The organism is Psychrobacter sp. I-STPA6b, from assembly GCF_020662265.1.
Lineage (GTDB): Bacteria > Pseudomonadota > Gammaproteobacteria > Pseudomonadales > Moraxellaceae > Psychrobacter.
Genome location: NZ_VEWM01000028.1, coordinates 1 through 17,549 on the forward strand (window position 1 = coordinate 1; position 17,549 = coordinate 17,549).

At 39.7% G+C, this 17,549-nt stretch carries 5 protein-coding genes; 3 read left to right on the forward strand and 2 right to left on the reverse strand.

Features of this window, described 5'->3' with window-relative positions; all coding sequences use genetic code 11:
- Positions 1–114: 114 nt before the first annotated feature.
- Both FHK88_RS03485 and FHK88_RS03490 read right to left on the reverse strand, forming a co-directional pair.
- Positions 115–3,615, reverse strand: a complete 3,501-nt coding sequence (locus FHK88_RS03485) for a transglutaminase-like domain-containing protein (RefSeq protein WP_227429392.1) — start codon at positions 3,613–3,615, stop codon at positions 115–117.
- 77 nt (positions 3,616–3,692) lie between these two features.
- Positions 3,693–10,766 carry a carboxypeptidase regulatory-like domain-containing protein gene (locus FHK88_RS03490; RefSeq protein WP_227429393.1) on the reverse strand — a complete coding sequence of 2,358 codons (7,074 nt, stop codon included), beginning with the start codon at positions 10,764–10,766 and terminating at the stop codon, positions 3,693–3,695.
- Positions 10,767–11,385: 619 nt separating this feature from the next.
- Here FHK88_RS03490 and bioA point away from each other — a divergent pair.
- From bioA to FHK88_RS03505, 3 genes are all read left to right on the forward strand, one after another.
- Complete coding sequence (gene bioA, locus FHK88_RS03495; protein ID WP_227429394.1) at positions 11,386–12,657, forward strand: adenosylmethionine--8-amino-7-oxononanoate transaminase; 1,272 nt, start codon at positions 11,386–11,388, stop codon at positions 12,655–12,657.
- 55 nt (positions 12,658–12,712) lie between these two features.
- A complete protein-coding gene (gene bioD, locus FHK88_RS03500) occupies positions 12,713–13,378 on the forward strand; it encodes a dethiobiotin synthase (protein ID WP_227429395.1) in 666 nt (221 codons plus the stop codon).
- Between the two features lie 559 nt (positions 13,379–13,937).
- Complete coding sequence (locus tag FHK88_RS03505; RefSeq protein ID WP_227429396.1) at positions 13,938–17,489, forward strand: BRCT domain-containing protein; 3,552 nt, start codon at positions 13,938–13,940, stop codon at positions 17,487–17,489.
- The last annotated feature ends 60 nt before the right edge of the window (positions 17,490–17,549 follow it).

Here is a 17,549-nt window from a genome sequence, read left to right on the forward strand (position 1 = left end):
GACTAAACTGATCGCTTCAAGCTTGAACTCTCGGCTATATCTTTTGCGTTTACTGGTCATACTGTTTCTCCTTTTTTACTGGTAGTATAACCTCTTATTTGTTGTCTAACTTTATTATGCCACTACAATGTGACCGTTATCAGGAGGAAAGAAGCAATGATTAACTGCATTTCTTGCATTAGCTAACTCTGTCCATGCTATTGCTCTAGTATTCAACTCATTAGATTTCATGCCATATTTACACTTACCTAAAGTATTTGTAGTGGACTCAGCAGCCTCTTTTCTATTTTTAAAAATAAAGTAACTTTCTCTACTACAAATCCAGCAAGCTCCTGATTTTCCCCTTATACCACTCTTACAGACACAGTCTTGTAAATTATCAGTTGTTTTTATTTCTTTTATTTCTTTATAGTTACCATAACTATTAACACTAAAGAGAGCAAGACTGGCTACCATCATAGCTTTTATAGACTCGGCTGCTAGAGGAGCGAGTTCTGGTATTTTTAGCATTTCTCGAATAGATGGGACTAAGAGGCTTATAGCAGCTAAAGTAAGAATTATCTTTAATATTGAGCTAGTTCTTTTAAACTCACATTCCAACATACCAAAGAAGTTTACTTTGAACTTCGTTGGTTTTACCTCTGATAAGACAGCCATACCTGCTAATGCCAGATCAGTATCTCCATCGCTCGCTTGTGCAGAGCCACCATTTAACCCTCCACTAATCATATATGCACCGCCACCACCATAGACTGATTCTAGTATATAGCCGCTGCCTGACCAACCTGCATATTCAATAGGACGTTCTGATACGGTGACGTATTTACCTTGATTTAGAGCATTAGCAATATCCTTCATAGTATCACTATCATGACTGATTTGTGGGAGGATTTTATCCTGCTCTGCTTTGTTGAAATAAAAGATTTTCTGCCCTTCTTGCATAGCAATTTGTAATGCCTTAACAGCACTTATGGCTTTTACTTGATTAGGTTGCTCGTCAGTATTGAATAAAGCCTCAGGGATTCTGTGTTCATTAGCACTCATTTGATAACCTTGAGCTTTCAAAACACTTAAAGCATTTGCCACATTGTGAGTGATATCTACGGTAATATTTTTAATAACATCAATATCCATGACCGTACCAGTTGATGCGGTTCTAAAGGGAAGTCCATATCTATATTGTGTATTTAAATTAGTTGAATATGTACCAAAGCTCATATAGGGATATTGTAGAATATTAGATTGACCCTGCATGAGTTTAGATTGCTTATCGTTGAAAGCAAAATATCCTTGTATCCCTGCTTGTAGTATTTGTCCAGTAGTATCATGTGCAGAGTTTTGATTTGATTGTGTTGGGTCATCAAGTTGTTGGTTGTAATTAGTGGATATCTTCCCAAGTTGAAAGTCACTAATTCCCTGTAAGTTATAACCAATGGCATGATATTCGCCAGCAGTGACTTTTTTACGCGCTAATCTATTACTACTATTTGGACTCTGATAACCCATGTAGAATGTCGTATCATAACCTAATTTATAAGTTTGATTAATTGGCTTTAGTACTTCACCATCTAATGTTATTTGAGCCCTTAGATTAATATTGGTTGGTAAACTTTTAGATTTAGATAATGTTTCAAAGTTAACTGTACCATTATTGTTAGCTTTCACTATATTAGTCAGTTTTAATTTCTCATTATCAGAAGCTGGTAAAAATGAGAGTGCTAAATGTTTACCTTGTAATTGTGATGTAGCAATTTTGATATTAGCAATGGGTGAAGCTAAATCAGGATATCCTGCAAATCTATCATCAGCATATGCCTTAATTATGAAATAATGCTTGAGACTCTCAGGCAGTTCATGGTAATCAGAAATCAAGGTTTTTACCTTATACGGTAGTATAGGACTAAGCAAGTCACTGGAATAAGGCGTTATTCTTGTTTTATGTATATATTGGGTTGAATCATATTCAGTATTAAATACTAAATTTTTGTTATCTATTTTTTGTATTTGTTGTTCTAGGACTTGTTCTAAGTTATCACTATTAAATCCTTGGAAGCTATTTTTTTCAGTATTAAACTCAGTGCCTTTAATTAAATTGTTTAAAATGTCATCACTTTCTAAATTGAATTCATCAGATAAATTTGTACTTGAGAAACTAACCTTTTTGTATGAGCCATCAAGAGGTATCCAGTGGCTATTTAACTGACTAGGTTTTATACCATTTCCCAAAATATCAAAATCAATATTTCCTTTGGATGGTATATAAGGAATATAAACTTCTGACCATATATGCTCAAGCTGAATACTCTGAATTTTGCTTCCATTCATGATAAAACGATGTGGAATACCGCCTTGACCTAACAAATTTCCTATGGCATCCATGTTATCAATACCGAACCAGTTAATAGCCATGTCGCTAGGAATTTCAATTGTCCCATAAACATATCTCGCGGGGATTTCACTGGCACGCATTAAAGCAATCAATAAACTTGCAGTATCGGTAGCATTACAACGAGATGTTTCTAAACAATATTCAGAGCCTTGGATACTGCCATAAGTGGGGATATATTCAATATTGTCATGTACCCATTTATAGATTTTGGCAGGATTATAATCTAAAGAAAATGCTAAATTTTCAATATTTTCACTAATATATACATCAGGTGTTTCTGCTAGGTCAGCAGGTTGTACTTCAGCAGGTAGGGCATTGAGTACCGTCCAGTTACCTGCATCGGTTTGACCAGCCAAGCCAGCGACTTTTTGAAAATCAGTTTGTACTATATCCCTATTGAGTAATAACTGCCCGATTTGATACTCAGTATTGCGCCATTGATGAATGGCAGAGTAAGGTATTGCTTGAGAGTCAGTGTAGCTGGCATTTTGTAAGACCACGCTGTCTGCTTCACTGACGATGGGCTCACGCACTTCACTATCAGGCATCCCCCATGGTAGATTTTCTACATCGGTTTGAGACTGGGGTGGTTGCCATTGTTGTAGTTGGGTATTCAGGGCTGTGATAGCATTTAGTGTCTGCGCTGGTGTTTGGCTTTGTGCTACCTGTTTCAGCAGTCCCTGTAGGGTCTGATAGCGTTTATCTACCTCTAAGATTAAATCTCGATGATCTAAAAAGGCTTGTCTATCAAAGCCTGCTTGTTGCATTTGTGCAGTTTGATCTCGCAAAGTCGCAATGAGGGTGCGTTGTTCAGTGGTTAATTGCTGTTGCAAAGACTGTATTTGCTCACGAGTTTGTTCGAGTAGCTCAGGGTCTATGGTATCAACCACTTCATTATCATCAGTAAAAAGATTGGTAATACCGTCTATGGTCTTTTTAAAGATGCTACGACCAGATAAGTAATGTTGGCGCTGTTGTTGGTAGCTTTGTTGCTCCAGTTCATATTTACTGGTGAGATTAATTAGTTTGTCATAAGCATCATTACCGACAAGGCTTTGCTGCGCCTGATAGGCAGCTTTGGCTCGTTCATTCACGGCGGCAGCCTGTGCTGGTAGACTCATGACATTAAGTAGCCCTGCGGTGCAAATGATACTCAGTGCTTTAGACAGCTTAGTTGCTTGGTTATATTCAGGCTGTTGTGGGTTTGGTCGAAAAAATAGGTTCATGGTTGTTCCTTAGTATTCTTTTAGTCTATTTCGTTAGTTATCTCTATTTTCTGCTGTCAGTTTCTGCTTATGAGTGTTTATGGAGGAGGAATATAACCATCACGCTCAATGTACCAATCTATTTGTAATGCTCGCAGTAACTCATCGACTTCTAGACGTATGGCTTGAATATCACGGTCAGGTAGGCTTTGCATACTGGATAGGGTATTCCCCAGCCTTGCTGCCTCGTAGACAGTCAGCTGTTTTGCACCGTTATGGTAGTGTGTGTTAATAAGATTGATTTGAGTTTTAGCATTGAGTGCTAAGTAGCCATCTATGCCAAATACTCGCCATGGTTGTATGTGTTGTTGTAGTAGCTGAATACGGCTATCAATACCTCGCACCAGATAACGAGATTCTTTTTGTGCCAAGATATGCCCGCTTTGTTGATTACTTTGGTTGTTAATATCCAAGACAGTGATGCGAATGGCATGAGTGCCTGAAGCTTTAGGAAGGCGAACGGTAATGACATCATTGAGCTGTTGTTGTGGCTTTAAGGTTACTTGGTAATGAACGGTGTCATCACCTGCTAAGGTATCGTCAGTGCCACCTTTATAGCCTAGCCATTGACTACCCGTTGGTAAGTTGATATCCACTTGTATGCGTTTGTTTGCCTGTCCTTGGTTATGTAAGCGGATGGGGATGCGTACGACTTCTTGTGGTACATAGTCTGCTTTGGCAACTTGTCTTTTATCTGTCAGTAGTTGTTTTAAGGTGTTATCCCAGCGCAGCTCTTGTACATTGGCATTATTATTATAGGGTGATAAGTTGTTAGCATGAGTTGCCCAATATAGACTGCCGACCAAGTCGAAGCTCAGAGCGACTGGCATGCCATTACCATAACGTTGGGTGGTGATGGCAGGATAGTCTTTATAGGCTTCTTGATGCTGGGCAATATTGGTTAGGCGTCTTCTTTGACCATTCATGGTCGCCCAGACTTGGGTTTTGTTGGGGTCTGTTGGCTCTAGCCACTGCACCCACATAGAGTGGTAAGGGCTACCCATCTGTTTACGTCCATCAGCTTTTAATGGGGTATTGGCGATAATAGGGTCATCAGGTGGTGTTAATTTATTTGTATCAACGGTTAAATCAGCATGGTTAGGTAATACGCGCCCTTTGTGTTTTACACCAGCCAATAAATACAAGTCTTGGTTTAACCAGCTATTTAAGCCACTGTCTACGACGACATTATCACCACTAAAAGCCAACTCGGTAATTTCTTTTTTGGTATGTGGGCGCAGCTGCTCGATTGAGCCAAGTAGCCAATATTGTCCATATTTACCACTTTGCATCTCGTTAGCAAAGTTCTCTGGACGTTTGACCAGTTTGTAAGGCACTTGGATACGGTCTAAATAGCGCTGTAGTAGGTTTGCTCTTTGATCAAAACAGCCATGTTCAAATATGCCAAAGCTGAAATTTTGCACATAAGTATGCCAGCCTTCAGCACAGCTATAATAGACCAATAAGCTATCGCTGATCTGCTCTTGCTCATTAATTTGTACAGTGACGGGAGGCTCTAAAAGAGTGACCGTGGTTTGAGCCAATCCTTTTTGCTTGCCAGCAAAATTGGCAAGTAGTACAGCACTGACTTGACTATTGGCTTGTCCTGTACTTACCCAAGGTACACTGCCTGTCAGTTTACCTGAGGTGTCTAAGGAGATAGAAGATAAAGGCAATGTGGCAAATGGCTCACTCTCATCTTGTCTAAATAGGGCAATAGACAGTGGTAAGTCGGTTAAACCTTCATTGCTATTATTAGCAACTTGCCACTGCCAATTCACTGTTTCCCCAAGGTTGACTTGAGGCTGGGCAGTAATCTGACCTGTAATGCCAAAGCCTGATTCGCTGGCGGTAAGCACCTTAAAGCTTTGTGTCAATATTTGTGGAGCTTGACTACCATCAGTGGCTGTAGTGGTACTGGTAACGGTATAGTGACCTGACGGTGCATTGGCAAGGGGTAGGGTAAAGTATTGGTCTTTGAGTGCATTTGGGGCAAGCTCATGATAGTTATAGTCTTGTGTCCAGATAATATCACCATTAGGGTCGGCAACGGTTAAATGAACCTCTCGTTGTGTTGCCATGGCATTACTGGCAGTATTTTGCAGGCGTGAATGAATCTGTACCAGATCTGTCGCAAAGTATTGCGTTTTATCGACATATAGCTGGCTGGTTGTTTGTGCATTTAGCCCGTTGATGTCATCAGCGACAATGGCAAAAGGTCTATCTAGACTGGCAACAACTTTATCTTGATAGATTAGCTCAATATGAGCATGGTAGTTGCCAGTGCGGGTTTGTCCTGTTTGCCATGTGTGGGTAACATTGGCACTATTAACAGGAGGATTGCCGATATTGGTCAATGCCACGCCCAAGTCAACAGGTGTGTCTGCAAATTGCTTGACCACATTACCCACACTATCAATGATACTCACTCGCACATCAGGGGTGGTTGGGAAGCTTCCTAAGTTGGTTGGTATGGCACTAATGGTAACGGTTTCGTCAGCTTGATAATGTGTTTTATCTACCTCGCCAGCAAGACTAAAACGCGTGAACTCCCCTGTAATACTAATACGAGCCAGATTATTATGACGGGTATATTCTTGAATAACACCTTGTGTATCTGCTGATGTATTGGGGTCATTTGGATCTGTCGGATTTACAATGCCTGTGGCACTGTCTATACCAGCACCTGCATCATTTGCGATAACGATAAGCTCACCAAAGTCAGCAAGACTGCCATTTGCTGGTGTATAGTCAATACTGATATCAACATAGTCACCACCTGCTAGGGACTCAGTTAACGTGATGGTTTCAAGTAGCTGAGCTTGGCTGTTATCTGCTCCTTGTGGAAGACGATAAAAGCTAATCGGTGTGCCTTTGGCAACGGTTTTGCCCCCTGCATTACCAATGCGGGCAGTAAAACGACTGGGTGTGGTACTGCCATTATCAGATATTTGTAGATAGGAGGTAGTAAGGTCAGTAGCAGCTATAGGATTAACACCGAGAATGGTATTTAATCGATAAGTATTATGTTTTAGCCAACTAGCTTCCTCATAAGTTGGCACAGTCATATCATCATTAATATTAGTAATATGATAGTTATGTTGATTCCAAATATGTCTGGTATTTGCCCAGTCCTTATTCTTACTGGAAAACATGCGTACACCAGTAGTACCTAAGTGACGACGAGAGTAATTATTCGAAACTACAATAATATCAGCATGATCATCATTATCTGCATCAACAATAATTGGTGATTCATATAAAGTACCAGAGATATTATTAAATTGAGTCTTTATCTCACCGTTTGTACCATTAATAATTCTTAATTTCTGTTCGTCTGCATATACTACTTCAGCATTATTATCATTATCAAAATCAAATACCGTTGAGCTTGTTACACTTGAAGAATAGTCAGATACAGGAATAGACCACATTAATGTTCCATCTAGTCGAAAAGCCAAATAATCATTTTCAGTGGCTATACCAATATCTGGTATACCGTTATTATCCATATCTGCAATGATAGGAGAGCCAGCATTTCTATTCGTTATTCTAATTGGCCCCCACTTTTTTGTACCATCCATCTCAAATAAATACAAACCTTGGCTTGATGCAATAACAACTTCTGGTGTCTCATCATTTCCTGTATTCACTAGAGCAGATGAAGTGTAGGAGCTTGGTAAAACAAAATCATGAAGTTTAGTAAATCCATCTAAATTATATAAAGCACCATTTATAACAGCCAAACTTTTATTTTGATAATGAAAAGCATTAGATATTTGAACTGAACCCCTCCATCTACTAGAGTCTTGATAAATAATATCTCCATTTTTATTTAAAATATTTTTACCAATTATTATTTCAGGAGAACTATCATTTCCAATATCAAAGACTACAGGTGCAGACATAGATATTGGCTTCCAATAACCTTGTTGTTTGACAATATCTGTATGCCATACCAAACCATCCTCTATGGTGTAACAACTAATACCTCTTTCAGTTGTAACAAGAATCTCAACTACACCATCACCGTTTAAATCAGCTAAAGCAATATTTCCTGAAGGGGCAGGTGCAAAACCTTGAGACTCCTTTATACCAAAACTTTTTAGCTCTTTACCATTATTAGCATTTATTATTCTAAGAACACCATTTGCACTATGATAATTGCCGTTACTGAAACTAGTAAATAATACGAATCTTTCATCATCAATATCTATTTTATTATTTTTATTAGAATCATATAGGGGTGCAACTACAGGAGAAGCCATCACTTGATCATAACTTGGGTATGGCGTATTAGAACCAGGTTTCCAATGCCAAACCATCTCAGCCTCAAGCGTGCCTTGCTCAGGCTTAATCTCCACACCATCACTGGTTAAACGAACATTATTACCATCTTCTTTTTCAGCGATTTTTTCATCGCTATCAACCATGACAGCGATTGGTGCATCTCTAAAATCTACCTTGCCTGATATATCAATATCAACTTGAACCGTACCATCTATGGCTAATGTATCGGTTAGGGTAGTGCTACCGACGATCTGCTCACCCTCATCAAGTTGCCGGTTATTATTTTTATCAATAAATGCAGTTATCTTAATATCGTCTCTAACCTCAGCATTGCCTTTATTGCTAATGCTGGCGTGTAATGTACCTGTAGTAATTAAACTCTGTTGCTCTGTAGTTAAGTCTGTGGTATCTAACTGGCTTACTACAAGGTCAGGCAGAATAACCTGTGCTGACTTTGGTCGTAAGCGAATCTCACCCAGATTCACATTGGTTGTAGATTCAGTTTGACGGTTAATGTATCGCGTCGTTGATAGATATAAAGGCGGTGTAATCTCAAGACGAAGATTACTGGCTGTTAGATTGCTCGGGATACTAAGGTGTCCGTTTGTATCTGTTTTACCATTGTATAAAACTTGGTCATTATCATTATTAATGACTTGAAATGGTGCATTGGTAATGGCTTGGTTAGTTAAGGAATCAACAACATCAGCAGAGAGTGCATAAGGATTTAATGTCAGTGCAGGTGCAAAATTAATACTTTGTGCATCTGTTAAATTAAAAGTTTGATGGTTGGCTTGATATGCAGGGTGTGAGACTGTCAGTCGCCATTTACCAGTGGGCAACTCAATACTTAACTCAGTCGCTAGATTTTGTTCATTATTTGGGGTGAAAGATTGCGTTTGAATGACGTTATTACTTGCATCCAGCTTTTCTGCAGTAACAGTAAACCCTTGTACATGCTGTCCTGTTTGAGCATCTGTAGGAGTAATAACAAACGTGCCAACTTTTGGGGGTAGGGGGTCACTATTGGGATCACTCGGGTCACTTCGTTGAATGGCAGATAAGTAAACATCACCTGCATTATAAGTTCTAGGCTCATTAACAACAAAGTTTAGGGTTGCAATCTGAAAGCCTTCTTTTTGTATTTGCCATGTCTGCTGACCTGTATCTAGTCCAGAAATACTAAACAAACCCGACGTATTGGTAGTGGTTGTATTGTTTGCATTACCCTTATTAACAATCAATACATCGGAGATGGGCTGACCAGATTCATCCAGTATACGCCCTGTTAGTAGTGCTTGTGTGTGGGTTTGTAGCTGTAGAGCAGGGCTAAATAATACTGAGCCACCCGCAGGAGCAATGCCAGTACCTTGCGTAGGTGCATAACCTGTTGCCCGAACATCGACACCAAACCGTCCATTAGATACTTGTTGCTGTTGCTCGGTCAATACAATCTGATACGCACCTTGAGCATTGCTTTTTGTAATAATAGGGTCAATATTGCTCAGTTTCTTACCATCACTATCTACCAAAACCACAGTAACTGTAGCATTGGCAATAGGGCTACCTGATAGCTTGTCTGTTACTACGCCCTGAATCTGACCATTACTGACTGCAGTGGCTCGGCTAAGCTTGACTTGACCAAGATTGATTTGCTCACCTTGCTGTAAATGCAAACGGAACTGCACACTGGCATAGCCATCTTTACTTAGGTGGAAGACGTAATCCCCTTCGCTGACATCTTGTAGCAACAGATTGCCTTCGGTATCACTATGAACTTCTATAGCCTGCGCACTATTGCTAGCACTCGCAGTTAGATGCACATTTGCCAATGATAAATTGGTCTCTGCATCAATGACCGATAAGCTAATTGCTGATGTAATTGGATTAATAGGATGGTGGCTTAGCTTTTCAGATGCTCTTAATACAAGCGAGGTTACGTAAGCATCGTTTTGCCAGCTACCATCATCTGCTTGTAGAGCGATGACTCTATTATTAAAAGCTTGCCGAAAGTCATTTATTTGATTGCTGGCTTGATAAGGATATAAACTCTCTGCGACCAGTGCATCTAAAAAAAGACCTTTATTGTTACTTTGATTTGACCATGTGGCAGGTGCTGTTTGTTGAGACTTTAAATAGGTAACTAGACTTTGTACCGTAGGAATATACTGTCCATAAGAATTTAAATAAGGTGTAAATGCGGATAATACATAACTACTGGTATATAAGTTATCCAGATGGGAAATACGATAAGCACCATCGCTATGTTGCTGTGAAGCAAGGTAGTGTAGGGCAGAGCTAATACGGCTTTGCCATTGCTGGCGACTATGGCTATCTAACCCTGATAAATAATCCGTCTCAGCTAAGGCAACTAATACAAAAGCTGTATCTAGTGGATTGGACTGCCAACCTTCAACATGTGCAAAACCACCATCATCATTTTGATTATGAACCAGTTGTTGCCATGCAGGATGTAGCACTTCATTTTGGCTGTGTGCTAATAAAATTAACCGTACCAAGCCTTCACTGCTTTTTTCTTGAGCTAAAAGGTCTGTTAAATTTGTATTTGCTACTTGTTGCTGTAATAACTGCAATGTCTGCGCAACTTCTTGCTGAGTCTGTAATGGATTGGCAATAAAACTTTGAGGATGGGCGCTTGAAGCTTGTTGACTCAGCCAATCTTGACCAGCTGCTATATCAGCAAATGCTGATGAGCTAGAAAAGAGGGCGAGTATTCCTGTACTGACAGCAGAAGATAAGGTGAGTTTTGAAAAGCTTTGGGTGTGTGGCTTATTGTGTAGTTTGTGTGAATTTGTATCCATAGTTTATACCTATTAATCATTTTTGATTTATTACAGTAATATTATTGCTATTATGTGAACAAGTGTATGCGTAAAAATAATATTTAATATATATTCACTTGTCAATTAAATTTAATCTATACTTTATTATTATTTGACCATGGAAATTGAAATCTGAAGAAGTCTAGAAGTAGGGGAGAGTCTCGATCATAAGGTGAATATATTCAGCATCTTCCCTAGTCAGCTCAAATAATGTGATGATGAACTTAAACAAGGTAAAGGGGTTTGTTAAAACTAGGGTTCTTTATAGATTTCCCTTCCCATGTCTGTAAAGCTTATTCATTGGCTCTAAAGTTTTACCAGTTTTTTACAGTCATCACGAGCAGTAACCATGCTTTATATTCCTCGTTATTCAATAGTAAGATAAAACTTAGACTCAAAGTATCTGTTAGTCTTTTGGATTTGTGAATAAAACAATAAGAATAAGGTAGTTTTTATAAAGTTATTGCATGGTATCTTTTATTTAACATAATATATATTATGCGAAAACAAACCAATCGAAACAGGGGGCTTGTATCCAATAAAACCAATAACTTATATTCGCTGTTATAATATGGATTTTGTCTCACTAGGTCTTACAATGAATCAGTTCGACAGCCAACACCTTTGGCATCCTTATGCCAGCTTGCCACCAACATATCCTAATATTGTTATCGACCGTGCCGATGGTGTTTATCTTTATACTGAAGATGGACGACGTATGATTGATGGTATGTCATCTTGGTGGTCAGCGATTCATGGTTATAATCATCCAAAGCTCAATGATGCCATACACCAGCAAGTCGATAAAATGTCACATGTGATGTTTGGTGGCTTAACCCACCAGCCAGCAATTGAGCTTGGTAAGTTGCTACTATCTATAGTGCCTACTGGGCTTGATGCCATCTTTTATGCTGATAGCGGTAGTGTCTCGGTTGAAGTTGCTCTAAAAATGGCGTTGCAATATCAGGTTGCAAATGGCAAGCCTTTGAAAAACCAATTCGCCACCACACGCTCAGGCTATTATGGTGATACGTGGCATGCAATGAGCGTTTGTGACCCTGTGACTGGCATGCACGGCTTATATGGCAAACAATTACCCATTCAGAACTTTGTGAAAGCACCACCTATGGGCTTTAATCAGCCATTATCTGCCAATGTTAAACAAAATCTAACCGACTTTTTCACTCAAAATCATCAAAAATTAGCTGGCTTTATCATTGAACCAATCGTACAAGGTGCTGGCGGAATGCGTTTTTATAGCCCTGAGTATTTACAGCTATTACGCAAACTTTGTGATGACTATAACGTACTCTTGATTGCAGATGAAATTGCCACAGGATTTGGACGTACTGGTGAGATGTTTGCCTGTCATCATGCTCAGATTTCACCAGATATTATGACCATTGGCAAGGCATTAACAGGTGGTTATATGACCTTTGCTTCTACCTTATGTACCCGCCATGTGGCAAAAATTATCCGCCATAGCGACTATCCAGCACTGATGCATGGCCCAACATTTATGGGTAATCCCCTAGCCTGCTCTGTGGCAAAAGCCTCAGTTGAGCTTATTATTGCTAACGATATTCCCAGCAAAGCACGTCACATACAAAAATTACTCCAACAGTATTTAGCCTCTGCTTTTAACTTATCTGAGGTTGCTGATGTACGTTGTCTCGGTGCAATTGGTGTGATTGAGCTACAGCAAGTAATTGATATGCCGAAATTTCAAAAATTATTATTAGAATCAGATATTTGGGTACGTCCATTTGGAAAGCTGGTATATATTATGCCACCACTTATCATCACAGATGACCAGCTTGAGCATTTATGCACAACATTAGTAGATTTATTGATTGATTATTTTAATTGATTCTTAAATATTTTTATAAAAATCATATTTAAAGGTAATTAAGGAATAAACCATCATGGCAGTGCTATTTATTACTGGGATTGATACCGATATTGGCAAAACCTATGCCACAGGCTGGCTTGCCAAAACCATGCAAGCACAAGGTAAAAAGGTGATTACTCAAAAACTAGTACAAACAGGCTGTATAGGTATCGCTGATGATATTTTAACGCATCGACAAATGATGGGCATTGACCTACAGCAAGTCGATAAAGATGGTATCACCTGCCCTTATGTATATCCAAAACCCGCTTCACCACATTTTTCAGCTTCCTTAGTTGGTGAAAAAATTAACCCAGAAATTATTCTCAAGGCAACTAAACAGCTTGAGGCTGAGTATGATATCGTACTATTAGAAGGGGCTGGCGGGGTTTTAGTGCCATTAAACGATGATTTATTAACCCTTGATTATATTAGTGACTGTCAATATCCTGTGGTATTAGTAACTTCAGGTAGATTGGGCAGTATCAATCATACCCTACTTAGCATTGAAGCGATTAGCAATCGGGGCTTACAGTTGCATAGCGTTATATATAATCACTATTTGGGTGGAGAGTTAGATACTGATAGGGTTACTAATAGCGATAACAGCATTTGTAATAGTACAAAGGACTATTTACAACGCTATTTGCAAGCTAATTACCCGCAGACACAGTGGTTAGAATTACCGCTGATGGTTTAGTTAATGGCTTAAACAAATGATTGCGAGTTAAAGAATTTGCCATAAAAAAACCCCAGTTATTATCATAATAACTGGGGTTTAGTATGTTGTTGATTTACCTCATAACTGGGTACATGGAAGACTCACTGACCTACACCTAATAGACCCCCCTAGTGTAATTAGTTCAATCACGTTTGCGTGATTGCGCCAGCGAACTAATACACTAGGGGGGTCTATTAGGTATTAGTAGGGCTGAAACAGTCTTCCTTGTGTCAAATGTACAGGCTTGTCTCGTGGACGACGCAACATCGCCCCTCACTGCAAGCAGTGAAACGCTAAATCTCACAACGGTTATTATTGTGCAGTAGTCAAAGATTGTTGTCAATGCTGTTTTTAACTTAGGTTAAACAGTCACGACAATCATTGACGCGTTTATTTAACGCCACTGTAATTAACTATTAAAAACCACTACTTTTTATGCTATAAAGAGTGTCATCATCAATTATTATCATTTAGTCATAAAACCTATTTATAAAATCAACAATTAAATATTCATTTTATTTTAACAAGGCAGTTCATCATGACACTGACATTTTCGCAAGTATCACATGCTTGGCAAGTACAAGACCCTACTTTGGTAGATAAACTTCTGACTTTAGCTTCCCAACCAGACCCAACAATAGACAAGCCAATTCCCGAAGATGAGCTGACCTTTGAGCGATTTTTAAGCAAGATTTTTAGCGTTGAGTTTCGAGAAAAGCACCCAGAGGTGCAGTTTGCTGAGCGGGTGGCGATGATTGCCAAACTTGAGGCAGATGAAGGCGTCTATCCCCTACCCGACCGTTTTAAGATTCATCTGATTTTAACTGCCTTATGGGACGATGGCAGTGCCTATTCTCGGCAGGTGTTAAAACAAGCGATTGCTCGCCTACCACTTAGCTATGGGGTGTGGAAAGGGTTTAAGTATATTTATAAGCAAGCTGAATTTTTGCATGATTATGAGATATTTGGTTGTTTAACTGCCAAAATTGACGCTCATCGCTTTGATAATAGTATGAGAACTCCTGTCAGCAAGGCGACCAAAACTTATATGAGCCTAAGGGCGTGGCGGTATTTACGCACACTCGGTCATCAGTTGCCTGTTTGTTATATTGAGGCAAGTTGTGCGGTGTTGGTGGCGTACGATGAGGATATCAATATCAATGGTGAGCAACAACGTAACAGTTGGGTGCTTAATCATATTTGTTTTCATAATAGCAAAGAGCAAAATTATGGGGTGAGTCGCTTTGGTTATAAGCACCGCCAAAAGCTGTTTGATAATAAGTCACGAGCATTTGCTGAGGCGTGGCAACAAGACCCTGAGCCATTATTTACTGTGTTAAAACAAGCCAAAAATGAGGCAATTCGCCAGTTTGCCACTGACAGTTTAAAGCATGATTTTCAGACACAGTTGCGTGATGTCAGCGTACAGACCATTCAAGAATTATCATCAGGGCATAACCATAGCCAAGCTCGTGATGAGATGATTGTGTGGCTATTGACCCAATCGCCAAATTTTGAAAAAGCCCGTTTTAGCGAGTTAGGCTTGCATACGGTGGTGATTAAGCTGTTGTATTCTGATAATAAAGACGCTTATGAATACGCCATTAGTTATGCCAAAAGTTACGCCCAAGATTTGCCATTAAACGAGCTGATGTTTTTGGCAATCTCTGAACATGCCAGCGTGCGTAAATTTGCCATTGAGCAGATTTTAAGTCGTGACCCACGCAAAGATGTCGGTATTGAGGGTTGGGGTCAGCTTTTAGATACCGATTATCATCATAAGGTGGCAGGCGAGCAGTTAAGTAAGCATTTTAATCGTCGAGATTTGACCCCTGAGTGGTTTTTTGAGCGGTTAATCAGTGGTAATAAGCATAGTGTCAATTTTGCCAGTAAACAGTTGCCCAATTTATATTCAGCAAAAGAGTTAGGCACAGATTATTTTATCAATATCAGTCGTTATATTGATGTTACAGATAATAATTATGGTGGTGGTTATCTCGATTATTACAGTGCTTATAATAAGGCGATGCAACAGGCTAAGGCAATGAAACAGGCGATGGCGTTTGTTTTAAAACAGTTAAAAACGCTGGATTTAAATGCGGTTGATGCTGAAGTTTGGCAACGGCTATTATTGCACCCCTTATCGCAAGATACCATTGAAGAGTGGATAAATGAAGAATTAATCACTGCCAATCGTTTGCCAATAAGTTTTTGGCAAGCATTGGCGTATGAGCCTGATTGGAATAGTAATGAGTGGATACAACAGCTTATCCATGGTGATACTTCTACAAATATTGATAGCAATGAAAATAATGAAAATGCTGATAATCCTAATAACCAAAAAATTGCCACAAATTGGCAACGCCATTTAACCTTTAATGAGGACTTAGCATATAGCGTACGATATTGGCTGTCTGATGTGCGCCGTTTTGCCCCTACCCAATTGGGTTTTGATTGGCTGATGAAATTGGCACAAAGTGAAAAAAGCGTTTATCGTGAATTTGCCATTGATAGGATTAATAAAGGCTTTTTACCTGCCGACTTTGCCCCAAGCAAGCAAACAAATCAGCAAGACAATGAGCAACCCGAATCGCCCACCACTAATGCTAATACCGTAACAACAGTGACTGTCGATTTGTCAGGGCAACGCTATTTGTTCACTGGTAAGATGAATAGTATGAGCCGAGGTGAGGCAGAAAAACTGGTGAAAGAGGCAAATGGCTCGATTAGCAGTGCGGTCAATAATAAACTTGATTATTTAGTCATTGGTGATGAAGGTTCACCGTTATATGGCAATGGTCGCAAAGGCAGTAAGCAGTTAAAAGCTGAGGATTTAATTGCCAAAGGGGCAGAGTTAAAAATCATTTCAGAAACCGCCTTTTTGCAAATGCTCACAGGTCAAGTGCGTGAGGCAAGCGAAGATGAGGTGCTGGCAGGGGCAACTGCCTTATGGAATATGGCAACCGACGACCCAACCGATCCCATTAGTGAGTTGGCAATTAGCTATTTAAGCCATCACCATGCCGATATTTGTTTGGCATTGACTGACCGCCCTGTCGACCCTGACGCCATTATTCCTGCTGAATTTTTTAGCCCTGAGCGTGTCATTCCGCTACTGCAACATGGCAACACTCGCTTGCGTGAGTTTGGTTTGTTATTAAGTAAATATGAGTTGGCAAACTGGCAACCTGACAGCAAGCAATGGGTGATGATGGCTGAGTCCACCCATAGCGAGGTGCAAGAGCTATTAACCCAAGCCTTTATCAGTGAGCAAACCGCTGAAAACCGTCGTTATCATCTAAGCCCAAGTGAGCTAAAACAACGCTTAAGTGCCACTACGTTATATGCCTTAATTGATAGCAAACGCCGTTTTGCTCGCCAGCTTGGTATTACTTTATTACAGCGTTATCCAGAGTTTCAACAGGTGGAAACCTTATATTATTTAACCCAAAGTAGCGACCGTGAAGTACGATATTCTGCGGTGACTATGCTATGGCAACGCTTTAAAAATCGTCATATCAGCGACAACCAATTGCAAGATTACCAAACCAATAAACAAACACAAAGAGCTGATAGCACTGATACAAAATCTAATCAAAAAAATGATAAACAAGCTGGTAAACAAAACGACATCACTAATACAACAAGCCCTGCAACAGCTATTTATGAGCCTGCCAGTAGCTTGCTAGATAATGTACCTGCTGATTTTGAACAGCTATTAATTTTGTTAAGACGGGGATTGTATGAGTTGCCCCCTGCCCGCTTACCTGCCACGCCTGAGAGCAAAGCTGAGAGTAAGGCAAACGATAAGCAACAACAAAAACATGGCAAATACAATCAGCAAAGCAATAAGGCTGATGAGAAAAAAGCTCATTTAAAAGTCATTCCTGCCAGCCAAGCCAAATTGGCATTGATTGAAACTTTTCGTGATGTGGCATTGGCTGACCGCAGTTTTGCTCAAGTGATACTGCCCATGCTTTATACCTTTACCCATTCGGCAGGCAAGATGGAACGCCATGCTTGTTTGGTAGCGGTCACTCGTTTACTTAACCGTTATCCTGAATTGGCAGAACATTTACAGGTAAGTTAGCCCACTCCCACCCCAAACCATATTCCAAAGTAGAAGGAATTGTTCCCCCTCCCGTTGGGA